Source organism: Rhizobium sp. CB3171 (assembly GCF_029714265.1).
In the GTDB taxonomy this organism is placed as follows: Bacteria; Pseudomonadota; Alphaproteobacteria; order Rhizobiales; family Rhizobiaceae; genus Rhizobium.
Map to the genome: position 1 here is coordinate 2,197,647 of NZ_CP121653.1, position 26,324 is coordinate 2,223,970.

Genomic DNA, 26,324 nt, shown 5'->3' on the forward strand with positions numbered 1-26,324 from the left:
TACATGGCGAGTGACAAAACCCGGTTGAGCAATCCACAACCATCCTTCGCCCGCGCGGTATCATTCCGATCGGTACCGACCGTTAAGGCGACACTTCCCGATCGACACATCGCTGTGGCTTTCATAAAAACGGCGCGTCCGAGACGCGCCGCTTCGAGATTTCTATGCCGACGGAAAGGCCTCAGGCGCCGGCGGTTTGCGTATGCGTTGCAAGCTGCTCTTCGTGGTTGTTGAACAGCACGTGGACGGCATCGTGGCCTGTCGGCGCATAGTTCTGCAACGTGGCGACCACATGGGTTTCCGAGCCGGTGTTGATGCTGATCTTCGTCGAATTGGTTGCGGTGTCGACCGCTGCCGTCATCGACGCGACAGCACTCGCCTCGGTCATGCCCGGATGTTCGCCGACCAGCGCGTTCAGCAGGTTCGAAACATCCAGCTTATCGCCCTCTCCCTTCGGGCTGAAGTCGGTGATGACGTCAGCCATGTTGAGATTGTGCAGAGCCTGGGCATCGAGCACGAAAGTATCCGCCCCGGCGCCGCCGGTCATGGTGTAACCGCCACCGCTCGTCAGCGTGTCGTTGCCTTCGGTGCCGTAGAGGTGGCCGAAGTCGATCTCGGCATAGTCGCCGTCGTGGCCGAGCGAGAAGTCGCCGGCCGAGTAGTCGCCGGTGAGACCGATGCTGGCGGTGTGGGTACCATCGGTGACGGTCAGCACACCACCAGTTTTCGCCGCGTTTTCCGCATAGGAGAAGCTGGCGGTCGCGGCGGAGATGTCGCCGAACCGCAGCGTGTCATTGCCGTCGAGGCCGGCGATCGTGCCGGTGAAGGCGGCCGCGTGGTCGATGGTGATCGTAGCCTGGGCATCCGTGCTCAACGTAATCGCCTGGCTGAACGAGCCGCCGATTTCGAGGCCAGCGTGGCCCGACAACAGCGCCGTGCCGCTGCCGCTGACATTGCTCTCGAGATTAATGTTGCCGCCATTCGCCCACAACACGCCATCATTGATGACGCTGCTGTGTATGTCGAGGCCGCCGGTCCCGGTCGCCTCCAGCGTGCCGGTGTTGCTCACAGCGTTGACACCCGTGTCGATGACGAGCGCGTGGCTGCCGTCGGCAATGATCGTGCCTTCGTTGACCAGCGTCAGGTGACCGTCGCCAAGTTGGCCTGCACCGGAGATGGTGTTGTCAACGTTGGTCAGCGTGACGGCGTCACCGCTGCCGAAGATGACGTTGGCCGCATCGTCGGACAGCGTCACCGTGCCGCCGCCGGTCAGCGTGAGGCCGTGCTGCACGATTTCGAAGGCCGTTTCGCTGCCGGTCGAAGAGAGATGGATGCTGCCGGTGTTGTCGAGCGTGCCGCTGAATGGCATCAGCGCACCGTCGCTAAGCACCATGTCGCCGGTATTGTGCGTCACCACGGTCTCGTTGAAGAGGAAGTCGTCTGCCGTGAGCGCCGCGGCGCTAACGCCTGCCAAGGTAATGGTCTCGCCATCGCCGAGCGTGATGACGGCATTGCCCGACGCGTCGCTCGACAGATGGGCCTGAACGTCCGCAAAGCTTGAGAAGCCTGCGAAACCGACCAGATCGATCTTGTCATGCGCCGTATCGAAGTTGTGCACGACGTCGGTGCCGATGGTATTCGCGAAGACCAGCGTGTCGTTGCCACTCGATGCCGTGAGCGTATCGTCGCCCGACCAGGCAAAAATCGGCGCGCCCTTGGCATAGGCTTCGATGTTGTCGGACACATAGGCCGTGCCGGTCGTGCCGTCCGCATTGGTCCAGGTCTCGGTGACCTGAAGAACCAGTGCGCCGGTGACGCCATCGGGCGAGGTGACCGTCAGCGACGACGGATTGTTCGTCACCACGGACCAGGTGCCATCGGCATTATGCGTGCCTTCGCTGAGCACCCAGCCGGCGGGAAGGCCAGCAACGGTCAACGTGACCGCGCCGACATGATCTGACGGATCTGCGAGTGCAAGGTTGATGGCCTCGCCGGAGGTGCCGGCGGGCTTGAAAGCGGTTAAGAAGCCGTCCGCTCCGGAATTGCCGGCCAGGTCCGTATAGCTACTTCCTGCAACCCACACAGACTTCCAACCGTTATTGCCGGCGGTGTAATTCACCGTGTAGACGTCCTGTCCGGAACCGTTCAGGCCAACATGCATGAAGTTGTAGAGCGTATAATTGCCACTGCCCACGATGTCTGACACGTTAAACCCTGACACCGCCTCACTAAAGGTGAAGGTGAGGACGTTCGTTCCGCCGGAGCTACTTTGCGTTATGGCGACTGTCGGCGCCGTCGTATCGATCTTGATATCATAGGCGCCGCTCGTCGACAGCGGGCTGGTGGTGCCCGCATCCGTGAGCGAGGCACGGAAGTTATAAGTCGATCCGTTCGTCAGCGTCGGCGTGGTAATGTCGACATATCCATTGCTGATGTTGGTCGCCGTCAGCGTGACCGCCGAGCCGAGTGCGGTCGTGCCGTTATATAGCTGCACCGTATCACCGCTGACAGCACCGGTTCCGGTCAGGCTGACACGGATCCCAAGATTGGTGTCATCCGTAACCGCACCGTCAGCCAGGTTGCCTTGGATCGACCCGACATTGTCGGTGACACGGCTGATGCTCGGTGCCGATACCGACTCGTTGGTGCCGTGGATGGTCACCACGATATCCTGTGAAGCCGTCCCGTCTGCGGACGTTACAGTCAGCTTATCCGTAACTGCCTGCCCGCCGTTCAATGCCTGAACATTCGATGCAGAATTGTTGAGCGTGTAGCCCCAAACACCGGTCGTCGCATTGAAGGTGAACGTGCCGTAGGTGCCGGTCAGCGATGTCGGCGTCTGGAAATGGTTCTGGCCATTGTCGACATCGGCGGTGGTCAGCACACCGTTTGCCGTCAACTGGCCGTCCTCGGTGACCGAACCGGTCGCCGTGCCAGAGATCGAGGCTGCGTCGTTGGTACCATTGACCGTCACAACGACCGTCTGCGTCGTGACGCCACCTTGGCCATCGCTCAACTGAACCGTGAAGCTTTCCTGCGGATGATCCGAAGCCGTCAACGGATCTGCCTTCGACTGATCCAGGGCATAGGTCCAGGTGCCATTCACACCGACGCTCAGCGTGCCGTAAGCGCCCGTAACCGACCCGTTCCCATTGGCAGTCTGGCTGCCGCCGGCAACCACCGACCACGTCAACGACGAGCTGTCGACATCAGCCTCGGTCAGGTGGCCGGAAACCGTGTTGTGAGCACTATCGTCAGCAACACCAACACCGGCTTCAGTCACGGCACCGCTGGCGCTGTCGCCATTGGCGATCGAGATCGTCGGCGCATCGTTCGTGCCGTTAACCGTCACCACGACGGTCTGTGTCGTGACGCCGCCTTGGCCGTCGCTCAACTGAACCGTGAAGCTTTCCTGCGGATGATCCGAAGCCGTTAGCGAATTGGCCTTCGATTGATCCAAAGTGTAAGTCCAGGTACCGTCCGTACCGACACTCAGCGTGCCGTAAGTGCCAGTGACCGACCCACCATTGACAGTCTGGCCGCTGCCGGCAACCACCGACCACGTCAGGGACGTGTTGTCGACATCAGCCCCGGTCAGATGGCCGAAAACCGTGTTGTGAGCACTATCGTCAGCAACACCAACACCGGCTTCAGTCACGGCACCGCTGGCGCTGTCGCCGCTGCCGATCGAGATCGTCGGCGCGTCGTTCGTGCCGTTGACCGTCACCACGACCGTCTGCGTCGTGATGCCGCCTTGGTTGTCGCTCAATTGAACCGTGAAGCTCTCCTGCGGATGATCTGAAGTATTCAGCGAATCGGCCTTCGACTGATCCAGGGCATAGGTCCAGGTGCCGTCCGCGCCGACGCTCAGCGTACCGTAAGTGCCGGTGACCGACTCACTCCCATTGGCAGTCTGGCCGCTGTCCGCAACCACCGACCACGTCAGTGTCGGGCTGTCGATATCCGCCCCGGTCAGATGGCCGGAAACCGTGTTATGAGTGCTGTCGTCAGCAATGCCAATGCCGGCCTCTGTCACGGCACCGCTGGCGCTGTCGCCGCCGGCGATCGAGATCGTCGGCGCGTCATTGGTGCCGTTGATCGTCACGACGATGTCATGGGTCGTTCCGTCAACCGAGGAGACCGTGAACCTGTCGGTCGTGCTCTGGTTCACACCCAGATTCTGCACGGCTGACAGGCTGTTATCGACCTTGTAGGTCCAGCTACCGTCCTCACCGATCGTCAGCGTACCAAGATGCGTGCCGTCAGCGTTTATGGTCGCCGCCTGGATTTTGCTTTCGCCCCGATCCGCATCGTCGATCGTCAGCGTGCCGCTTGCCTGTAGATAGCCGTCGGCGGAAACGCTGAGGTCTTCCGTGACGGCGCCGCTATCGGCGCCGCCGATCTCTGCCGCGTGATTGACATGGTCCACAGCGATGGTGAAGGCGCCGGTGCCGAGCGTCACCGAGTCACCATCGGAATCCGTGGCCTTCACGTATTGCGAGAAGTCGAGCGTCTGGTCCTTGGCACCGTCGATTGTGTGGTCAAGCACGAATGTGGCATGGCCGTTGGTGTCGACGGTCAACGTGAAGACCGTAACGCCGCCCGCCGAGCCGGTGATGGTGTGCCCATCCGTGCTGTCGAGGGTGATGGCCGCACCGTTGTACGTCAACGCGGTCCCACCTGTCAGCGTGCTGGAAGAGGTACCGGCTGCGACGCCGTTCGCCGACCAGCTCAACGGGCTGTCAGCACCAGAGTTAACGAGTGAGGTCAGTTCCGCCGTCGTCGTTGCGGAGTGTTCGGCGGCCGTCACCACACCATCGTCGGAGACGGTTGCGGAAATCCCTGTACCGGTCAGCGTCGGCGCGTCGTCGGCGATATTGAACGTCAGGGTCTCCTGAGCCGTTTTGCCGTTCATGTCCGTCACCGTATAGGTGAACTGATCCGTATCTCCCGATGCGTTCGAGCCAGCATGTAGCAGCGTGTAGGTATATGCGCCGTTCGCGTCGATTACGAGATCACCGTAGGAACCGTGGATCGTCGTCGTCTGGCTGTCCGGAGCCGTTTGATCGACGCTTACCGGCGTGCCGTCGGCACCCGCGACGCTGGTGATATGCGGATTATCCAGGGTACCCAGAGCAATGCTGCCCGTGGCTGTCAGTTCAGAAGGCTGCGGGTTGGAGCCGCCCGAAAGATTGGCCTCCGACAGTGGCGTTGTATCAACCGTCGGAGTGAAGATCGTCGGCGCGATGACAGCGGACGTCGTCTGCGTCGCGACATCGCTGAAGCCCTGGCCATCCGTATAGCTCACCGTCAAGATCAACGAATGCCCGACATCGGCACTCGTCACCGTGTAGGACGATGCGGTTCCGAGAACCGTATGGGACTGATCGTCCGCCCAGCTCCACGCATAGGTCAGACCGGACTGCCCGTGATCCGGGTCGTCTGTTGCGATCGCCGCGTTCAGCGTATCGCCTGCGACGACCGCTTTACCTGTATGCGTCGTCTGATCGGCAATCGAGACCGTCGCCGTGCCGTCGTCAACGGCGTTCACGGTAACTGTCATCGTATGGGCGGTTGACGTATCCGCGCCGCCATTGGCCGTGCCGCCATTATCCTGCACCGTGAAGCCGAAGTTCGCGGTTTCGGTCGCGCCGGCAAAGTCTGACGAAGGCGTGAAGTGAAGCGTTGAAAGCGCGCTCTCTGCGATGTGCTGGCCGACCGTGACGGCTGTCCCGCCAAGATAAAGCGTCCCACCCGTCGGAAGGCTGGTGATGGTGACGGATTTCAGGGTGTTGCCGTCGATGCTATCGCTGAAGGCGAAATCCTTCGACGAGAAATAGTAGGCCGCATGTTCGCCGGTGGAGACGCTTCCGTCCGCCGTGGTCGGCGCATGGTTGACGCCGTCGACCCTGATGGTGAAGGTGCCGCTGGTTTTGCTGCCGTCGCCGTCGGTGACGGTATAACCGATCGAGAGTATCGAAGAGTGGCCAAGCGGCAGGGCATCCAGTGCGCTGCCCGGCGCAACAGTCACATGACCGGCGTCAATCGTGACCATGGACGTGCTCAGCGTCGACCCGGCGAGATCTCCATTGGCGCTGACGCTGTCGACATGGATTGCCCCGCTCTGGGCCGCTCCGTCGGCGCCGAAGGCGATGGTTCCGGAAGCCAGCGCGAAGGTCGCGCTGCTGTCGTTCTCATGCATCGATCCGACCAGAATGGTGCTTGCTATCGGCTTATCATCGGTAATGTTGAAGGTCAGGGTTGCAGTCTGGCTTTCACCGTCAATCGGCGCGTCGCTGACTGTGACGGAGAAGGCGTCGTGGTTGCTCGCCCCGCTCGTGGTGCTGGTCAGCGTATAGGTATAGTTGATGGCCGTCGTAGTGACGCTGAGGATGTGCAGCGTTCCGTAGGCACCATGAATGGTGGCATTGGTATCGCCATTGGCGATTGTGGCGCCGACGTTGAACGTATGGCCTGCGATTGTCACCGTCGAAGGTGCATCGCCTGCGGTGATTGCGATGCTACCGGAATGGACGTTGGCGACGCCAGCCGCCCCCGTACCACCCGGCAAGCCGCTTTCGCTGACGCTTGATACCAGGCCGGCCGAATTGATTGTCGGAAGGCTGTCCGTGGCCGACTGCACGACGATGGTGACGGAGCCGCTGCCCAGGGTTACGGAATCGCCATCGAAATCCGTCGCCGTCACATATTTCGAGAAGTCGAGCGGCAGCGTTTTGCCGCCGTCGATCGCATGGTAAAGGTCGAACGTGGCGTGGCCGCTCGCAGGATCGACAGTCAACGTGAAGACCGTGACGCCTCCGGCCGAGCCGGTGATCGTGTGTCCATCCGTGCTGGCGAGCGTGATGGCCGTGCCGTTGTAGGTCAGCCCGGTACCGCCCGTCAGGTTCCCGGAAGACGTTCCAGCGGCAACCGTGTTCACCGACCAGGTCAACGGGCTGTCGGCGCTGGCGTGAACGAGCGAGGTCAGATCTAGCGTTGTCTCAGCAGGATTGCTTGTGGGCGTCGTGGTCGTGTCGGTGACATGGATGTTATCGACCGTGACTGTCAGCGAGTTGTCATGCGGATCGATCTCGAGCGACGTCAGTTGCTTGCCTTCGAGCGCCGTGCCGGCGGCCGAGAAGGTCGTACCGGTAGTCGTCACCGAATAGGTGTTGCCATTGGCATCGGTGCCGATGATGGTGACGGTCTTGGACGACGCGCCTTTGTGGTCAAACACACCTATATCCATCTGGGCGAGGACAAAGGTCGTCCCCGTGTTGGATACGAGCACGATATCGCCCCCCTTGGACGACGATTCCACATGGCCGTCGCTGACGCTGCCCTCGCTGACCGTCAGTTTGGCAGCCGCAGGATTCACCGTGTCGAAATCGACGGTGTAAGATCCCGTCGTCACCAAAGGAGCATTGATCGCCGTCTCCGAGACGGTCGCGGAAACCGAGGCATGATCAACCAGCGTCGGCACATCGTCGATCAAATCGACCGAGAAGCTCTGCGTGCCGCTCGTGGTGTCGCCGTCGCCGTCATGTCCGGCAACCTGGAAGGTCAGCTTGATATCCGAGAGGTTGGTTTGACCGTTGACGTCGTCGAGCGACTTGTAAAGCGTGAAGTTGTAGGCGCCGCTGGCGTGGCCGCTGTCCTGGGACAGGACAACCTTGAAGACCCAGCTCGACTGGTCGGCGGCATTGCTGCCGGTGTAGGCGATGAGCGTCATGCCGTCGCCGCTGAGCGAGTAGGATAGCGCATGGCCGCCGGAGCTGAGCTTGGTCGCATCAAGCGTCTGATTATTGCTGTAGCTTGCGGTGAAATAGCTGCCGTTCGAACCCGCTACGAAGGTAGCAGCATGGGCGGCCGGGCCGTCAGCGCCGAAGGCGAGATTGAGCGCAACCGCACCAGTGCTGATGCCGGAGGGCGACAGCGAACCCGAATTCGTCAGAAGGTCATGCTCGGCAAGTGTCTTTGCCGATACGGCACCGCCGATCGACGGGCCGTCATCATCGAAACGAATGCTGCTGCCGATGGAAACGGACTTGGCGACGGTGTCACCGTCGCTATCGGTCGCGCTCAGCACCGCCGAGAGCTTGCCGGTGAGATCGACCGTATCGCCGTCCGACTTCGATGTATTCGGGTTGGCGAGCGACATGTACTGGGCGATGCTGACCTTGCCGCTGTTGTCGAGGCGGATCGCAAAGGCGATCTCGCCGTCGGCGATCTTGCCAACAACCGTGCCGTTGGCGAGCTGCGAGAGCGTGATCGCCTGACCAGCAGTCGTCTGCAAGCCAGAGTCGGCATTGTCGATATGAAGCGTCAGGCTGCTCGTCGTACCCGACGCATCGTCGGCACCCATCGAGACCGCCGGCGAGACGACGTTGTGCTGAGCGTAGACCGTCGACATATCGGGATCGTTGCCGCCAGTGATGCCGGCAAACAGGCTCTTGACCGCATTGCTGGCGTTGACGTCGTTGTCGCCGCTGCCGCTCTCGTCGATCGTGATCGAGCCAGTGAGGGCAAGATCGACCTTCGGCACGTCGTCGACGATCGTGACTTTCAAAGCGCCGGTCAGCGTCACGCTGTCGCCGTCGCCGTCGGTCGCCTGGATGACGGAACCGAAGTCGATGGCCGAGATCGAGCTATTGCCTGAGCGCAGGTCGTTGCCGGGACCAGCGACGTTGTCGAGCTGATCGTACTGCTGGAAGGTGAAGCTGCCGTTGCCAGACAGCGACAATGACAGGACCGGGCGGTCGAGGACCGGGTTGTAGCCGCTGTGGTGGTCATTATCGATATAGCCGACGACCACGTTGTTGACGACGGCATAGGAGAGCGCTTCGCCACCCGAAGTCAGATGCAGAGCGGTAAGCGTCGACGCCGCATTGGCGGTGAAGCTGAAGCCGCCACCGACCGCTGCGCCGTCAGCACCGAAGGAAACGGTGGAAGCAACGGAGCCGGATACCGTGGCCGCAAAGCCGAAACCGAACAGTGCCGGCTGCGAAGACGATCCGTCATGCGTGCCATCGAGCGCGCTGTTGCCATGCGACAGGAGATTGTAAATGTCGCCCTCGTCGGCCTTGACAGCAACGGTCGTGCCGGAAGCAACCGGGACGTCGTCCGTGATGGCAATCGCCAGCGAGCCCTTCGCTGTATCGCCGTCGCCATCCGTGACCGTGAAGCCGAAATTCAGCGTCAGGCTGTCTTCGGTCGTCGACGACGTCGAATGAACAAGCGGCGCATCCGCGGTGAAGCTGTAGGAACCGTCCGAATTGATCGTCAGAACTGCAACGGTAGCATGGCTGGAGGCGCCGGTTGCCGTCCAGGTCGTCACACCGTTCGCCGCAGACGACGTCCAGGACACGGCTTCCTGATGGCCGATGCCGTGGCTGTCGAGGTAGATCGCCTTCAGTGTCGGCAGGCTGTCCATCGACACGCCCTTGACGCCATCGGCACCGGCGGAGAACAGAGCTCCTGCGTCGCCATTGATCGTCTTCGCGTCGGCGGCGCCATCCAGGTTGCCATGTGCCTGCGCGTCGTCGTTGAGCGGCGTCGAGGTGGCATCGACCTTATAGGCGATTGGTGCGTCGTCCTTGACTGTGACCGTCAGCGAGCCGCTGGCCGTATCGCTGTCACCATCGGTGACGGTGAAGTTGAAGGTCAGATCCTGCGTATTTTCCGCGGCCGCATGGACGACCGGCGCACTGAGCGTGAAGCTGTAGGAACCATCCGTGCCGATCGTGAGGGTCGCGACCGTCTGGCCGCTGTCCTTGCCCGTCGCGATCCAGATCGTCTCGCCGCCCGCCGCCGTCGTCGGGCTGCCCCAAACGACCGACTCGACATGGGCAAAGCCGTCCTTGCCGGTATAGATGGCGCTGAAATCCGTCGTCGCTCCGAGCGTCACCTGATGGACGCCATCGGCGCCGCCCGAAAAGAGCGTGCCGCTCGTGCCGCTGACCGTGTCGGTATCGGTTACGCCAACCGTGTCGGGATTTCCGCCCTTCAGCGCGTCGTCGTTCAGCGTCACGCTGGTCACAGTGACGGTATTTGCCAGCGGTACGTCATCCGTAACATGCAGAGTCAGCGAGCCGGTCGATGTATCATTGTCGCCATCGGTCACCGTGAAGGTGAAGGTCAGCGACAAGCTTTCTTCCGTCGTGCCGGAGGTCGGGTGGACGAGCGGCGCGCTGGTGCTGAACGTGTAGGAGCCATCGGCATTGATGGTCAGCGTGGCGACGGTGTCGTGATTGGCGCTGGAAGCAACCCAGGTTGTCGCACCGTCGGAAACCGTCGGCTTGCCCCAAGTAACATCTTCTTGCTGCGCGAAACCGTTGGCGTCGACATAGATCGTCTTCAGAGCCGGAAGGCTGGACTGATCGATCGAGACGCTTGCAGAACCGTCGGCGCCAGCGCTGAACAGGGCGCCGGCAGCGCCCGAGACGCTATGCGTGTTGGCGTCGTTGGCATCCAGGTTTCCACCGATCTGCGCATCGTCGTTGAGCGGCGAGGCCGTGTTGTCAACCGCGTGAGCGACCGGCTTGTCATCTGCGACGGTGATGGTGAAGGTGTTTGTGGCGGTATCGCCGTCGGAATCGGTTGCCGTATAGCCGAAGGTCAGCGTGATCGCGTCCGAACCCTTGGCGTCATCGAGCGACTGCACCAGGGTGAAGTTGTAGTGGCCGTTGTCGGTGTCCGAGACCGTCGCGTAGAAGACGACGTTGGATGCGGAGGTTGCCGTCGGAGCGGTCTCGCCGCTGTAACCGACCAGCGTGCCGTCAGCCAGCAGTACCGTATGAACGGCCAGACCATGCGAACTCAGCGCTTCGCCATCCTGGCCCTGTGTCGTGACCGAGGCATCGGTGAAGGCGACAGACCGGTCGCCGGCGCCGCCGTTGTTCGTGTTGGCGTTGTCGGCACCCCAGGAGATGTTGAGCGAGCCGGTGGTGATGGCGTCAGTCTCGACATGCGGGTTCTCGTTACCGCTCGTCAGCGCGCCTTCGGTAACCGAGCCTGCATCGCCAGTCGCAGCGACAGGCTTGTCGTCAGCGACGGTGATGGTGAAGGTGTTTGCGGCGGTATCGCCATCAGAATCGGTTGCCGTATAGCCGAAGGTCAGCGTGATCGCGTCCGAACCCTTGGCATCATCGAGCGACTGCACCAGGGTGAAGTTATAGTGGCCGTTGTCGGTGTCCGAGACCGTCGCGTAGAAGACGATGTTCGAGCCGACCCCGCCCTTGGCATCCATGACCGCCGTCGGAGCGGCCTCGCCGGTATAGCCGACCAGTGTGCCGTCGGCCAAGAGCGCGGTATGAACGGCCAGACCATGCGAACTCAGCGCTTCGCCGTCCTGGCCCTGTGTCGTGACCGAGGCATCGGTGAAGGCAACCGACCGGTCGCCGGCGCCGCCGTTGTTGGTGTTGGCGTTATCGGCACCCCAGGAGATGTTGAGCGAGCCGGTGGTGATGGCATCGGTCTCGACATGCGGGTTTTCGTTGCCGCTCGCCAGAGCGCCTTCGGTGACGGAGCCTGCATCGCCAGTCGCTACGACAGGCTTGTCATCGGCGACGGTGATGGTGAAGCTGTTCGTGGCGGTGTCGCCGTCGGAATCGGTTGCCGTATAGCCGAAGGTCAGCGTGATCGCGTCCGAACCCTTGGCGTCGTCGAGCGACTGCACCAGGGTGAAGTTATAGTGGCCGTTGTCGGTGTCCGAGACCGTCGCATAGAAGACGATGTTCGAGCCAACCCCGCCCTCGCCATTCGTCACGGCCGTTGGAGCAGTCTCGCCGGTGTAGCCAACCAGCGTGCCATCGGCCAGCAGTACTGTATGAACCGCAAGACCATGCGAGCTCAGCGCTTCGCCATCCTGGCCCTGCGTCGTGACCGAGGCATCGGTGAAGGCGACCGAGCGGTCACCGGCGCCGCCGTTGTTGGTGTTGGCGTTATCAGCACCCCAGGAGATGTTGAGCGAGCCAGTGGTGATGGCATCGGTCTCGACATGCGGGTTCTCGTTGCCGCTCGTCAGAGCGCCTTCGGTGACGGAGCCTGCGTCGCCGGTGGAAGCAACTGGCTTGTCATCGGCGACGGTGATGGTGAAGGTGTTCGCGGCGGTATCGCCGTCAGAATCGGTTGCCGTATAGCCGAAGGTCAGCGTGATCGCGTCCGAACCCTTGGCGTCATCGAGCGACTGCACCAGGGTGAAGTTGTAGTGGCCGTTGTCGGTGTCCGAGACCGTCGCATAGAAGACGATGTTCAAGCCAACCCCGCCCTCGCCATTCGTCACGGCCGTTGGAGCAGTCTCGCCGGTGTAGCCAACCAGCGTGCCATCGGCCAGCAGTACTGTATGTACGGCCAGACCATGCGAGCTCAGCGCTTCGCCGTCCTGGCCCGTCGCCGCAACCGAGGCATCGGTGAAGGCGACAGACCGGTCGCCGGCGCCGCCGTTGTTGGTGTTGGCGTTGTCAGCACCCCAGGAGATGTTGAGCGAGCCAGTGGTGATGGCATCGGTCTCGACATGCGGGTTCTCGTTGCCGCTCGTCAGCGCGCCTTCGGTGACCGAGCCTGCGTCGCCGGTGGAGGCGACAGGCTTGTCGTCGGCAACGGTGATGGTGAAGGTGTTTGCGGCGGTATCGCCATCGGAATCAGTTGCCGTGTAGCCGAAGGTCAGCGTGATCGCGTCCGAACCCTTGGCATCATCGAGCGACTGCACCAGGGTGAAGTTATAGTGGCCGTTGTCGGTGTCCGAGACCGTCGCGTAGAAGACGATGTTCGAGCCGACCCCGCCCTTGGCATCCATGACCGCCGTCGGAGCGGCCTCGCCGGTATAGCCGACCAGTGTGCCGTCGGCCAAGAGCGCGGTATGAACGGCCAGACCATGCGAACTCAGCGCTTCGCCGTCCTGGCCCTGTGTCGTGACCGAGGCATCGGTGAAGGCAACCGACCGGTCGCCGGCGCCGCCGTTGTTGGTGTTGGCGTTATCGGCACCCCAGGAGATGTTGAGCGAGCCGGTGGTGATGGCATCGGTTTCGACATGCGGGTTTTCGTTGCCGCTCGCCAGCGCGCCTTCGGTGACCGAGCCTGCGTCGCCGGTGGAAGCAACTGGCTTGTCGTCAGCGACGGTGATGGTGAAGGTGTTCGCGGCGGTATCGCCGTCGGAATCGGTTGCCGTATAGCCGAAGGTCAGCGTGATCGCGTCCGAGCCCTTGGCGTCGTCGAGCGACTGAACCAGGGTGAAGTTGTAGTGGCCGTTGTCGGTATCCGATACCGTCGCGTAGAAGACGACGTTGGATGCAGAGGTTGCCGTCGGAGCGGTCTCACCGGTGTAGCCGACCAGCGTGCCATCGGCCAAAATCGCCGTATGAACGGCCAGACCATGCGAGCTCAGCGCGCCATTGTCCTCACCCGTCGCCGAAACCGTGGCATTGGTGAAAGCGACCGAGCGATCGCCGAGGCCGCCCTTGTCGGTGTTGCCGCCGTCAGCGCCCCAGGAGATGTTAAGTGAACCAGTGGCCGTCGCGGCGCCGGTGTCATGGGTCAGGGCCGCGTTGCCGGCAGACAGAGCTGCTTCTGTAACCGAACCCGCCGTACCAACGGCCGCAACCGGCACGCTGTCCGTGATATCGACGGTCGCGACAGCCGAAACCGTATGGCCGCTCGTGTCGGAGACCGTGTACCGAAATTGTAGTTCAAGCACATCGCTGGCCGAATTGGCGCCGCGGGGATGGTCGAGGGCAGCGAGCTGGGTGAAGGTGTACGCGCCGGTCGAGGCGTTGAATACCAGCGTGAAGACAGTGACGCCATTCGCGACGCCGGTGACGGTCTGGCCGTTCTGGGTGACGACAACGGGAACGCCGCCGGAGGTCAGGCCCGATAGCTGCTGCGTACCGCTGCTGGTGATTTCTGTCTCGCCGACCAGCGTGACGGTGGTGATCGAGGCATTGTTGCCGCCGAAGCCGAAGCGGCCGGTGCTGCTTGTCGTGAGGAAGGCGCCGGTGCTGCTGCCGCGTTCAGTCAGCGAGGCCGTTTCGGTCGCCTGCTGAAGGATAAAGGGAACGCGAGTCTGGGTGCCAGACAGATTGCCGCCGTTACCGTTGCCACCTATGTCGCCAGGACCGAGGAGACCAATCAGGTTCAGCGGCGTGCGGGCATTCGGGGCCTGGTTGTCGGTGAACTGGTGGCCGGAATCCGTGTTATTGCCAGCATGAACCGAACCGTCGGGACCTTCAGCGACGTTGATGCCCTGCTGCTGTAGTGCAGCGACAACGGCCTGCTGTGGCAGCGTGACTTCGCCGATCAGGAAGGTCGGGACGTGCAGCGCACCGTTGATGATGACGATGCGCGTGCCGTCGGCCTGGATGAGAACGAGGTTGCGCCCCTCGACGTGAATGTCGTCGATCGAGGTGTTCGCCGGCAGGTGGACGATGTTGCCATTGTCCGGCACGATTTGGATCGGCTGATGGGTGTCGGTGCTTTGCGGCTCGTTGGCGGCGACGCGCGCCGTCTTGCCGTTCGCCTGCTGCTCGGCGGCCTGCGCCACTTCGAACGCGGCGACATCAGCATTCTGCGACAACGGCAGCGGCCGAGACGCATTGATATCGGCTGCAAGGCCCTCGTTCCGGTCGCCCGATACGAAATGGTTCGAAACCGCTTCGTGGTCTACCGTCGAAATGCGCGAATCTTCCATAAGTCTAACTCCCGGTGTCTCGTAATTTGACGGCAATCAATTACGAGAGCGGGGTGATTGCAATACTTCGTTAACCTCACAGATATAGCCGGTTATGCACGACCGCAGATATATTTACCCATGGTTAACTCAACAACCAAACAACTCCTTAAGTATACCGCTTGACTTTCCGTCAGCCGCTGTGTGCAAATGCGCCGCCATAGGCTGTCGCAGCCTGCGTTCGGGAATCGGGGGAGTGAGTTGTGCCGTTTGCGATCAGCCTTTCGTTGAGCCTTTTGACTGATTGGCTGCGGCGCAGACAGCACCGGCGCCCCACGGGCGGTGCCGTTCTCGTCCTCTGCGCCAGCCTCGCCGGATGCCAGATGAACGGTGCTGGCCTGAGCAGCAACAGCAAGAACGACGACATAAAAATGCCGTCCACCGCCATCGATGAAACCTACGGCGGCGACAGCGGCACGGAAATTACGTTGCTGATGCGCAAAGGCGCGGCAGGTCTCTACGAAGGTCCGGCTCGCGACGTGCGTGACGGGGCAGTGCTTGGCGTCGGCGAGCTCGGCAACAATCAAATTCGGCTGCGTGTAAAAGATGTCGGCCAGGGCCCTGCAGGAATCGCGGCGCAGGTTGCCGCGGCCAAGGGTCGTAATGCCGCGCTGATCGTCAGCTATCTGCCGCCGGCCGAGACCGCTGCCATTGCCGCTATTTCCCCCGCCCAACGCCCGCCACTGCTTAACCTTGCGAGTGCTATGGCCTCGACCGGTGGCGATGTCTTCAACCTCGCCTCGGACGAAATCGATAGCGCGACCGAGGGCGTCAAGGCGGCCGGTCCCGGAGGTCACAAGAAGGTGTCGGCGCTGGTGCCTGCGGATTTTTCTCCATCCGACAGCACCAGGTTGAGCAACGCCATCTGGAACAGCGGCAACACTTTCATGGGCCTTGGCCGTTACAACACAAGCGATCAGGCCGCGGATATCCTTACCAAGAACCGGCCGCTTATCCAGTCGGCCGAGATCGTGGTCATTCTCGGTAACACGCCGGAAATCGGCGCAGTAGCGAGTGCCGTGCGCAGCGCCGCCATTCCCGCTCAGGCGGTGGTGGGCACCAACAGATGGCCCCAATCAATCTATGCCGTGTCGGCTGTGGCTGGTGCATTTGTCGCGACGGACGACACGCAAAGCAGCGGGCTAATTGCCGAGCGCTACCAGCGCCACTTCAACCATCCGCTGACAACCTCCGGCGCCTATGGCTACGACGCTATGGCGATCGCCTCCGGCCTCATCCGTTCCCAGGGCCCGCAAGCCATCACCACCGCCAACCTGATGAACAAGGTCGGCTTCCGCGGCACGACCGGGCTGTTCCGCTTCAATGCCGCCGGCATGGTAGAGCGCAAAATGGTGATCAATACGATCGACGGCGGCAAGCTGAAGGTCGCCGCGCAGCCCACTCAGTCGTTCTGAAGTAGAGCAATCGCATCGAGCGCGGTGCGCATTGAAGCACGCTATCGCGCCACGCTGTGTTATCAGTTGCAGCGTCATGCTGGATCATTTTGGTGCGCATGCCGACGTCATCCTTAATGGTTTCCCACCAAACCCGGTTGAATTTTATACTTATTTGATCGCTTAATTTATACTTAGATTATCTACGCTTCCGAACGCCATATTCAGAGGTATCGCGCATTATTCTCTCAACCAGGGAGAATAATGCGCCAATGGAACGCAAGAACAATAAAGTTATACTTGCAGCGATTGCTGCAGCTTCCCTTGCCTTTGGTCTGTCGTCATCAACCACCTGCCTGGCGGCGACCAGCGATACCGTCCGCCCGGTCGTCAACCTGCTTTCGGATCCGCTGTTCGACACGGTCATCAATCTCTTTGCGCCGACCGCCGCAAACACAGCAAAGGCGATTGAGGGCCTCGACCTTGCCGCGCTGAGCCAGAGCCTCGCCGTCGAGCCCGCAGGTCTTCCGCATAATGATGAAGCTGTGCTCGAGCCGGCACGTCCCGCACAGCCGACCAACACCCCAATGGGCGACTCGGTGTTCGGAACAGTCGCCATCCCCTTCAAGCATCTTGCGGCGCTCGACAAGTTTGCCGGCCCGCTCGCCGAGATCCGTTCCGGCAAAGCGCTCGGTTGCAGCGCTGGTGGATGCGATACAGCCGCAGCTGCCGTCGCGGCTGCCGAGACAAAGGCTGCCGGCGCCTCGATCCGCGACAAGATCAACACCATCAATTTCACCGTCAACCATGCCATCCGCTACGCCAGCGACATGGATACCTATCATGTGACGGACTACTGGGCGAAGCCGAGCGAGGCCCTGTCGCACCAGCAGGGCGACTGCGAGGACTTTGCCATATTAAAGATGGCCGCCCTCTACAATGCAGGCGTCGATCTCGACCAAATGGCGCTGGTCATCCTCTTTGACCAGCAGCGGCATTTCTACCACGCCGTCCTCTCGGTCTCGGTCAACGGCAATTATTTCATCCTCGACAACATGCGCGATGAAGTTTTGTCCGACAGGCGCATTGCAGAATATCTGCCGCTCTATTCGATCGTCGCCGGCCGCGGCTATCTGCACGGCTCCCGCGATCCTCATGCGAAAGCGGTTGTCGCCGCAATGCCGCTCGCCAAGGTGGCCCCTGGCGAAGGCGAGATCCACTGATCGGGCTCGCCTTTTCGACGTTCCGCGGCGAATGCCGCGCTCAACGAACGTGACGACTTCTCAATAAACGGAAATATAGCCCATCAGCATCGGGGCCTCGTGCGTCGGTGCCAGTGCCAGATTGATCTGGCCCGTCAGCGATTGCGAGCCGAGGCCGATCTTGAAGCCTGTATTCAGCGTCTTGCCGCGATTGCTCGATAGGACGGAGAATACTTCCTCGACCTGGGTGTCGATGGAAAAGCGCAGGGTGCGCGCCGTCTGCTGGACGTCATCAATCAAAGGCAGGCGGTGGCGCAGCATTTTCAGGAAGGCATCGTTGAAGAGCTTGATCCCACGCTCCCGCGTCAACACCACTGCCGGCGTCGGCGACGCCTGAAGGACTGCGTTGAGATTGGTTAGCGACGCAACATCCTCGATGGCGTCCAGACGGCTCAGCGCCCATTTGAAGCTCAGCACACGCAACAGCGAGGCGAGATTGCCCGTTTCCGGCATGTCGGTCGCCGTGTGGTAAACGAGGTCGCCGATGCTGATGCCGCCGGCTTCGGACATCCGTCCGAGGCCGTCCCAATAGATCCGCTCCAAGCGGATGCCGCGACGCTCGCCGCCGCCAGTCACGGCGCGGAAACGCGGCTCCAGTTCGTCACCATCGACGGATGGCAAGGCTTCGCTGCGGGCCATCGTCGTGACTTCGTCCTTTCCGGCTCCTTTGCGCATCGCCGCCCTCACCGTTCTGTCAGCGCTTCGGAGCGCGCCTTGTTGATCGGCTTCATCAAATAGGCAAGGATCGCCTTGCGGCCGGTCATGATCTCGGCCGAAGCCACCATGCCGGGGATGATCGGATAGCGCTTGCCGTCGCGCTCCAGCTCCGACTTGTCGGTCTTGATGCGCACGAGGTAATAGGTTTCGTTCTTGTCCTTATCGACAAGGCTGTCGGCGGAGACGTTGACGACCGCACCATCCAGCGCGCCGAAGATCGAGAAATCGTAGGCCGAGATCTTGATGACCGCCGGCTGGCCGAGGCGCACGAAGGCAACGTCGCGCGGTGAAATCTTCGCCTCGATCAGCAGATTGTCGGCTGTCGGCACGACGCCGGCGATGACTTTGCCGGCGTCGACATAGGCGCCGATCGTGTTGACCTCCAGCGTATTGACGATGCCGTCGACCGGGGAACGGATATCGGTATGCTTGACCCGGTCGGAAGCCCCACGGATCGTCTCGTCGACGACGGACAGCTCCGACAACGCCTGCCCCTTGTCGGTCAATGCCTGCTGACGCAACTGCAACCCAAGGTCGTTGACCTGCAAATTCGCTTCCTTGACGGCTGCCTGCAGGCGATCCAGACTTTCGACATAGACTTTAAGCTGACCCTGCAGGTCGACCAGGTCTCGCTGGACCTTCAGGATTTCAGTTTCGGCGACGAGCTTCTTCTCGCCGAGCGGCTTCAGCAGATCATACTGCTTCTGGGCGCCGACAATATTCTGCGTCAGGCGGTCTATGTTGGCGTGGGCCTCGTCCAGCTCGTTCTGATGCTGCTTCAAACGCTGATCGAGAACATTAAGCTTGTTCTGATAGGCGGCACGATCCGCCTCGAAGAGCTTTTCCTCGTTATCGCAGACGTCCTTGGCGGTGGCCAGAATATCGGCCGGACAGACGAATTGTGCGTCGTAGGTGCCGGCCTCCTCCAAGGCGAGGCGCTCGACCTTGGCACCGAGAGCGCGGGCCTTGGCCACCGACTCACCAAGCGTCGATTGTGTCGTGGTATTGTCGAGCTGGACGAGAAGATCGCCCTTATGGACGATCTGGCCAAGATTGACATTGATCTGCTGGACGATGCCCGGCTCGGATGACTGTACGATCTGCGTCTTCGATACCGGTATCACCTTCCCCTCGCCCCGTGCGATCTCATCAATGTCGGCCAAGGCCGCCCAGGCGATGAAAGCGGCAATCATCAAGGCGCAGATACCGAGGATCAGCCGGGCAAAAAGCGGAGGATTGTCGTGGATATTGTGGCGATGACTACGCATCAGGACACCGCCTTGCGCTGCATCGCCTCGATGACGGCGTGCTTTGGTCCATCGGCAATGATGCGGCCCTTGTCGATGACGATCAGCCGGTCGACCAGCTCCAACATGCTGTGGCGATGGGTTGCCACCATCACCGTCGTTTCCGGGCCGAACGCATTTGTCAGCTTGTTGATCAGGTGCCGTTCGCTCGCCAGATCCATGGCCCCCGAGGGCTCGTCGAGGAAAACGATCTTCGGCCGGGTCAGGAGCAGGCGGGCGATGGTCAATGCCTGCTTCTGGCCATTCGAAAGGTTCGCGCCGCGCTCGCCGACGGGCATGTCGAAACCGCGCGGGTGAACGGCGACGAACTCCTCGACACCGGTCATCCGCGAGACGGCCAGCAACTCCTCGTCGCTGGCATCGGCCCTGCCGAGCAGCAGGTTTTCTTTCACTGTGCCGGAGAACAGGTCAGATGACTGGCCGGCGACAGCCACGGCGGCGCGCACCTCTGCCATGTGATACTGGCGGATATCGACACCATCGATCAGCACGCGGCCGCTGGTAGGCTGGAAAAGCCCGTCGAGCAGCCGGCCGAGCGTCGTCTTGCCCGAACCTATGCGGCCGATAATCCCGATCTTCTCCCCGGGCGTGACCGTGAAGGACAACTGATTGATGACCGCCTGATCGGAACCCGGATATTGGAAAGAGACGTTCTGGAAGCTGAATCCGCCACTGCGGATCTGCCGGTTGACGAAGCCAACCGTCGACGGTCGATCATCAGGCTGTTCCATGATCTTGTCGAGAATGCGCAGCGACATGGTGGCTTGGCGGAAACGCGCCAGTGTCATGGCGATCTGTCCGAAAGGCGCGCCGGCACGGCTCGCCAGCATGACGGTGGCGACGATCGCGCCCATGGCAATTTTTCCATCGGCGAATTCATAGGTGCCCGCCACGACGATGAACACGCTAACCATTTGTTGCAGCAACATCGTCAAGTTAATGGCGTTCGACGAGATGTGCTTGATGTCCTCGCTGGTGCGGCTCGAATATTTCGTCAGCTCCTGCCAGCGGCGTAGCATCGTCGCCTCGGCTCGAAGGCTCTTCAATGTCTCGATCGTCGAAATCGTCTCGACAAGCATGGACTGGCGACGTGATGCCTCGTTCGTCGCAGCCGCCATGCGCTTGCCAATCTGCGCCTGGGCCACAAGGCCGATCACGACAGACAGAACGAAAGCGACAGCCGGAATAACCACCAGCCAGTCGGCGATCATATAGATGACGATGAGGAAAATGATGACGAAGAGGCTGTCGATCAGCACACCGATCGTGTTCGAGGTGAAGAATTCTCGTACGAATTCATATTGCGTCACGCGGTTGGCATATTCGCCTGTCGACATCGGGCGAGAGGCTAGCGTCGAATTCAGGATCTTGTCGAAGATCAGTTGCGAAAGGCGCAGGTCCGCCTTGCGGCCGGCATAGTCGATCAGCGCCGCGCGGGCCGTCTTCAGCAGGAAATCGAACAGATAGGCCAGGGAAATGCCGATCGTCAGCACCCAAAGCGTTGGGAACGCCTTGTTTGGCAGCACGCGGTCATAGACATTCATGGTGAAGAGCGGCGAGGCCAGCGCGATGATGTTGATAAACAGCGCCGCCAGCATGACGCGAGTATAGGTGCGCCAGTAGGGCACCAGCGTCGTTGCCAGCCAATGCCGCTTCTCTATCTCCATCGCATGACCGACGCGCGCTTCTTCCGAAGCATTCTGATAGTAGAGCGTGAAGGCAAAGGCGACCTGCGGATTGAGCGCCGCAAGCTCATCCCGCGTCAGGTGGAGCGGCGTCCCCGCTGTTGGCGCGATATCGATGACGTAGGAGCCATTTTCGGCGATTTCAAGCAATGGAAGCACACCGCCACCAGCAAAGGTGACGATGGCGGGACAGTCGAAATTACCCAGCCGGCAATCGCGCTCCTTGTGCTGCAGCACCTGCAGGCCGACGCGTTCTGACAGTCGCTCGACGTCGTCCTGCTCCATGGCCTCCAGAACCTCGTCCGGAACGCCTGAAAACAGCACTGTGTCGGAGCTCGGGCGACCGTAGAACGCAGCGACCGATTTAAATGCCGATTTAAACGTCTGCAGCGGTACGCTCGCAGACACCTCAGGTGCCACGTTCAACATGGAGTATTATCCAATCCGGATCGCGACGATTAGCGAATCGGCTCGAGCAGATCCATCGGCAGGCCGGGCTTCTGATGCGAGTCGTATTTGGTATAGCCGGGATCAGCCGTGTTCGACGACACGCTGAACTGATCACGGGCATAAGGCGTTGCCTGATCGACCGGCTTCAGCTTCATCGTCGACAATAAACTGCCCGATGCGGCAAGGATCTTGTATTCGGCAAAGAGCGAGGCGACGTCAGCCGTCTTGGCCAAAACCTCGGTGTTGAAGCGGGTGTTCTGGGCATCCAACAGATCGAGCAGTGAGCGCTGACCGACCTTGAACTGCTCACGATAGGACGTTACGAGCTGGGCGTTTGTCTTTTCCTGCCCGTCCAGGATACGCGCGAGCTGGGCCTGATTGGTACGCTCGCTCCAAGCGGAACGAACAGACTGATCGACCTCGCGATATGTTTCACTCAGCGCATAACGCTGTTCGGCTGCGCGACGGACCAGTTCCTGCTGATGGGCGGTATCGATGCCGCCGTGATAGAGGTTCCACTTGGCGACGACACCGACCTGGACGTCGTTGGTGTTGCCCTTGTTGCCGTCCACATCGTCACCGATACGGGCGCTGCCGACAAGGTCCAGCTTCGGCAGGAAGGCAGACTTGGAACCGCGGACATCGGCGTCCGCGGCATTCACGTCAGCTTTGCCCGAGGAAATCTGCGGATTGTTCTTTTGGGCGATGAAGACAGCATCATCCAGCGTCTTCGGCAGGTAATGCGACACGGAGGCCGGACGCTGGGCATTGCTGATCGGTTCGCCGACGACCTGAAGGTAGCGGATCTTCGTCGCATCCAGTTCCTGCTTGGCTTCCTGAAGACGGGCATTTGCCGCCTGCAGGCGCTCGCGGCCCTGATAACGATCGGCATCGGTAAGGGCCCCGCCCTTAATGCTATCCTCGATGTTACCGACCATCTGCTTGTGGAAGGCGACGTTCTTTTCCGCGGCCGCGACAATTTCCGTCTGCAGCATATATTCGAGATAATCCTGGGTCACTTCAAGCGCTAAGGCTTCCGAGCGCTGCTGGACGCGAAAGGATGCGCTGTCGACACGAGCCGCCTGCTTATCTTTCTGTGCCTTGCGGTCGCCGCCGTCAAACAACGTCTGCGTAATCGTCAAGCTGACGTCGGCCGGATTTAGGTAATCCGTGCTACGCGTCAGGGCTCCCGACGTGACATCCGAAAGTCTACGGCGACCATAACCCGACTCCAGATCGACTGACGGCAGATAAAGCCCCCTTGCCTGCCGCAGTTGGAACTCGGTTGCCTCCCTATTCTGGGCAGCCTCCATGATCTGCGGGTTGGTCTTCATTGTCTTGTCAATTGCCTGCTGCAATGTCGTAGCGTAAGCAGCGCCGCTCAATAAAGAACTAATGGCTACCGAAATGCCGATCGCCCCAATCAATCGTTTTCTATAAACCAAAATAGTACCCTTCCCCAAAAACAGTACTTTGCTAATATACTTCCAGGCTTATTCATCCACTAGGTAGACGAAATCACATCTACTTGCAAAGTAGATTCTTATTTATTTCCTCTGAAGCAGTTAATATCGCGGCGCGCAAGCCTCATGACTAACAATTTGTTGACCATTTTTGGTCTGTTCACAGTCACTGCGCAGACGTGCGGTTGATCCGGCATACAGTCGTCTCTTCATGCAAAACGCAGGCCTGCCCCCGGCGATGTGTTGGACCGGTACAAAACGACTGCCGATAACTCAAGATGCTGCGCGCTATCTTGACTGCTATCACTTGATTGAAGGTGGTGAGCGCAACTATCGCGGCTCTGCCGCTATAGCCAAAGCCACGTAGAACAAGCTGATTACATTCTTACTCGAGCTCAGGACAGTAAGTTCTGCGCGAAGCTGATCTTCGATTATCTGGAAACATATCCCGCTTCTATTATTACCAATTACTTTTAGGCGTCGAATATCTGTTCTTGCCGGGATTCGAATCATGGACCCCGTCGAAGGCGCCGGCAGGGTCGATGCGCGCTACTCCGGCAGGCCGGCAGCACGTAGCGCATCACCAAGGCATTGCGCGAGCGCCGGCGCACAGTCGACGCCCGCAAACTGGCGGCCGAAGTGAAACGTTGGATGCAGCTCAAGCACCCGCGCAGCGGCTGCCCTCGCTTCTTCCAGCCGGCCGAGCTTGGCCAGGGCGGCAGCCAATTGCACATGGGTGATGCTGTGTGCGGGATTGGCCTGAACAGACTTGTAGGCTGCGCGACAGGCTTCATCATAGCGGCCAAGCAGCAAATGACTCATCGCTTGCGCATCGAATGCGGCAAAAGCCCATGAGTCAAATGGGCTCAGCCGCATGCCCCGCTCGCTCCACTCGATGGCCCGCTCTGCTTCTCCGCCCCATCCGAGAATGACGCTTCCCAAGATATAGGTCAGGGCAGATGACGGGCTGATGGCGAGTGCGGCTTCCAGTGCGGTGAAAGCAGCTTTCCGGTCATGTCCATCCATGCCAATGGAAAAACCCGCAAGGGTCAGGGCGGATGCATCATCCTGCCCGTGGAGGATCGCTGAGCGAGCATGGCGGATGGAAGCGGCACGGTTGGCTTCCTGCAGGCCGGCGCGCAGGAAGAGGCAATGATGGCACATCGCGGCATTGCCATGCGCCAGCGCATAACCCGGATCGAGTTCGATGGCACGATCGAGCATCACCAGCGCTCGCGCAACCCGGTCCGGCATGCCGGAATCCACGTCGAGCTGCGCCCGCAGCACAAGATCATATGCATCGAGGCTGTCGGGACGCTTGCGCTTCACCCTATCGATTTCGGCACGCCGCAGGCTGGGTGCGATTGCACCGACAGCCGATAGGGCGATCTCGTCCTGAAGCGCAAAAATATCGGTAGAGCAGCGGTCGTACCGCTGAGTCCATACGTGAGCGCCGGTCGATGCATCGATCATCTGGCCGGTCACGCGTACGCTGCCACCGGCTTTCCGCACGCTGCCTTCGAGCACGTAGCGGACACCGAGCTCGTGGGCGACCTGCTTCACGTCCACCGCGCGACCCTTGTAGATGAAGGTCGAGTTACGCGCGATGACGAGCAGCCAATTGATGCGCGCCAGGCCGGTGATGATGTCGTCAACCATCCCGTCAGTGAAATAATCCTGTTCAGGATCGCCGCTCAGGTTGGAGAACGGTAAAACCGCGATCGAAGGCTTGTCTGGCAATGTCGGCGTTGTCGTAGCCAAGACCGCGGCTGCCGAATCAGGACCATCAACTGCGACCGCCGGTCCGACATAACGATAGCCGCGTCGTGGCAGCGTCTCTATCCAGCATCCGCCACCGCTAAGGTTTTCGAGAACCCGCCGCACCGCCGCGATCTGGACCGTCAGGTTGCTGTCCTCTATGGCGAGCCCGGGCCATGCAGTCTCGATTAGCGCTTCCTTCGAAACCGGTGAACCCGACCGCTCCAAGAGCAGCGCAAGCAACGCAACCGCCCGCTGACCGAGCGGCGTCGGCTTGTCGCCGTGGAACAGGATCCCGGCATCGGCGTCGAGGCGAAATGGGCCAAACGTGAGGCTTGTAACCATTCCTGAAGAAGATACCGTTTGCGATCTTTTCGCAACAATTTCGGAACGGCTTCAGGACTGTCCGACAGGGCGGTGGCATTCTGGGTGGGTGCTTGCGGAAGCAGCACCGAGCCAATGGAGGATAAGATGAGCGCCGCCCCTGTCATCCGCATGCCTGACGAGAACAAGGGGGTCATGCTGCGTGGCCATCCCATGGTGTTTCTCGTCACCGGCGAGGATACGAGACACACGAGCATGTTCGACTGGACGATCCCAGCCGGGTTTGCCACCGGCCGGCATATCCATCGCGTGCAGGAGGAAACCTTCTACATGCTCGACGGCGAATGCCTCTGGCACGTCGGCGAAAAAACGATCCGCGCTACCCCGGGTACCTACCTGTTCATTCCAGCGGGCGTGCCGCATAACATCACCAATGTCAGCGAAAAGCCGGCGCGCGTGCTGATGACCGTCTCTCCGCCCGGACACGAGCATTATTTCGAAGAGCTTGCGAAGCTCGCTGCACGCGGCTCTCCCGATCCAAGCGCGCTTGCCGACTTGCGGAGCCGCTACGATACCGATCAGATCTCTACTCTGACAACAAGCGCGTAGGCGCGATTGGCAGGCCCAGTGCAACGCGGCAACAAGTGCAACGGAGGACCTGCGTTGGTTTACAGGACCTTCTCCAGTCCGCCGACCGGATTCTTTTGCAGCAAGCGGGGCCGACTACAATCACGCTGACAGTATTCAGCGCATTTCGTCCGATTCATCCGCGACGCCGACATGGTGCCGATAGACCATTCCCCAGCCCTTCCAACCCGTGAACAGGAGGATGAGGACAACGATCAGCGACAGGACGAGGCCAACCGGCACCACCGCCGCCTCTGCATGGGCATATCGCGAGTACCAGTTGTAAAGCTCGATCAGGACGACAAGGACGTTGCCGCCGGCGTGAAACCATAAGTCCTGAAGGTTACGGATCTGGGCGTCGCCAAGGACGTCGGTGAGTCCGGCAACAGCGGCCAGGGCGGCCATGATCAGGCCGGCCCCGAGCAGCCAGAGCGAGCCGGTGGCCCAGGCTGCATTGCCGGTTCGCCAAAAGACGAGGTCGCAAACGAAGGTCGCGACGAAGAAGGCGATCGGGAATGGAATCAGCATTGCGTGGACAGGGTGGCCGGCAATGCTTGCCGTGCTGTGAGGATTGTGGGTGATCATAGGCTGGGCCATCGTAATGCCTCCCGGAGG

The 26,324-nt window shown here is 60.9% G+C and carries 10 protein-coding genes; 3 read left to right on the plus strand and 7 right to left on the minus strand.

The window, feature by feature from the left end; genetic code table 11:
- Positions 1-181: 181 nt before the first annotated feature.
- Complete coding sequence (locus tag QA648_RS29315; RefSeq protein ID WP_283052428.1) at positions 182-14,683, minus strand: VCBS domain-containing protein; 14,502 nt, start codon at positions 14,681-14,683, stop codon at positions 182-184.
- A gap of 242 nt (positions 14,684-14,925) precedes the next feature.
- On the opposite strand from QA648_RS29315, the gene QA648_RS29320 reads away from it, so the two are divergent.
- The gene (locus QA648_RS29320; RefSeq protein ID WP_283052429.1) at positions 14,926-16,137 is read left to right on the plus strand and encodes a hypothetical protein; all 1,212 of its coding nucleotides are present in this window, start codon (positions 14,926-14,928) and stop codon (positions 16,135-16,137) included.
- A 251-nt stretch (positions 16,138-16,388) separates the two neighbouring features.
- The gene (locus QA648_RS29325) at positions 16,389-17,339 is read left to right on the plus strand and encodes a transglutaminase-like cysteine peptidase (protein WP_104827491.1); all 951 of its coding nucleotides are present in this window, start codon (positions 16,389-16,391) and stop codon (positions 17,337-17,339) included.
- A gap of 60 nt (positions 17,340-17,399) precedes the next feature.
- Here the strand turns inward: QA648_RS29325 and QA648_RS29330 are convergent, their stop codons facing one another.
- The 5 genes from QA648_RS29330 to QA648_RS29350 form a co-directional block, all read right to left on the minus strand.
- Positions 17,400-18,053 carry a ribbon-helix-helix domain-containing protein gene (locus QA648_RS29330; protein ID WP_104827492.1) on the minus strand — a complete coding sequence of 218 codons (654 nt, stop codon included), beginning with the start codon at positions 18,051-18,053 and terminating at the stop codon, positions 17,400-17,402.
- 8 nt (positions 18,054-18,061) lie between these two features.
- A complete protein-coding gene (locus QA648_RS29335) occupies positions 18,062-19,363 on the minus strand; it encodes an HlyD family type I secretion periplasmic adaptor subunit (RefSeq protein ID WP_283052431.1) in 1,302 nt (433 codons plus the stop codon).
- Positions 19,363-21,516, minus strand: a complete 2,154-nt coding sequence (locus QA648_RS29340) for a type I secretion system permease/ATPase (protein WP_283052433.1) — start codon at positions 21,514-21,516, stop codon at positions 19,363-19,365. The genes QA648_RS29335 and QA648_RS29340 overlap by 1 nt, the downstream gene beginning before the upstream one ends.
- A gap of 29 nt (positions 21,517-21,545) precedes the next feature.
- Complete coding sequence (locus QA648_RS29345; RefSeq protein ID WP_245464118.1) at positions 21,546-22,871, minus strand: TolC family outer membrane protein; 1,326 nt, start codon at positions 22,869-22,871, stop codon at positions 21,546-21,548.
- A 678-nt stretch (positions 22,872-23,549) separates the two neighbouring features.
- A complete protein-coding gene (locus QA648_RS29350) occupies positions 23,550-25,103 on the minus strand; it encodes a winged helix-turn-helix domain-containing protein (RefSeq protein WP_283052436.1) in 1,554 nt (517 codons plus the stop codon).
- A gap of 126 nt (positions 25,104-25,229) precedes the next feature.
- Here QA648_RS29350 and QA648_RS29355 point away from each other — a divergent pair, with 126 nt between their 5' ends.
- Positions 25,230-25,691, plus strand: coding sequence for a cupin domain-containing protein (locus QA648_RS29355; protein ID WP_283052438.1), 462 nt, complete (start codon positions 25,230-25,232; stop codon positions 25,689-25,691).
- A 135-nt stretch (positions 25,692-25,826) separates the two neighbouring features.
- On the opposite strand, the gene QA648_RS29360 is transcribed toward QA648_RS29355, so the two are convergent.
- Positions 25,827-26,306 (minus strand): DUF2231 domain-containing protein, encoded by a 480-nt coding sequence (locus QA648_RS29360; protein ID WP_283052440.1) that lies wholly within the window; start codon positions 26,304-26,306, stop codon positions 25,827-25,829.
- Positions 26,307-26,324 lie beyond the last annotated feature (18 nt).

Coding starts and splice junctions, on each gene's coding strand:
- QA648_RS29360 (WP_283052440.1), bottom strand. CDS start 26,306: ATGGCCCAGCCTATGATCACCCACAATCCTCACAGCACGGCAAGCATT.
- QA648_RS29315 (WP_283052428.1), bottom strand. CDS start 14,683: ATGGAAGATTCGCGCATTTCGACGGTAGACCACGAAGCGGTTTCGAAC.
- QA648_RS29355 (WP_283052438.1), top strand. CDS start 25,230: ATGAGCGCCGCCCCTGTCATCCGCATGCCTGACGAGAACAAGGGGGTC.
- QA648_RS29335 (WP_283052431.1), bottom strand. CDS start 19,363: ATGCGTAGTCATCGCCACAATATCCACGACAATCCTCCGCTTTTTGCC.
- QA648_RS29340 (WP_283052433.1), bottom strand. CDS start 21,516: ATGTTGAACGTGGCACCTGAGGTGTCTGCGAGCGTACCGCTGCAGACG.
- QA648_RS29350 (WP_283052436.1), bottom strand. CDS start 25,103: ATGGTTACAAGCCTCACGTTTGGCCCATTTCGCCTCGACGCCGATGCC.
- QA648_RS29325 (WP_104827491.1), top strand. CDS start 16,389: ATGGAACGCAAGAACAATAAAGTTATACTTGCAGCGATTGCTGCAGCT.
- QA648_RS29345 (WP_245464118.1), bottom strand. CDS start 22,871: ATGAAGACCAACCCGCAGATCATGGAGGCTGCCCAGAATAGGGAGGCA.
- QA648_RS29330 (WP_104827492.1), bottom strand. CDS start 18,053: ATGCGCAAAGGAGCCGGAAAGGACGAAGTCACGACGATGGCCCGCAGC.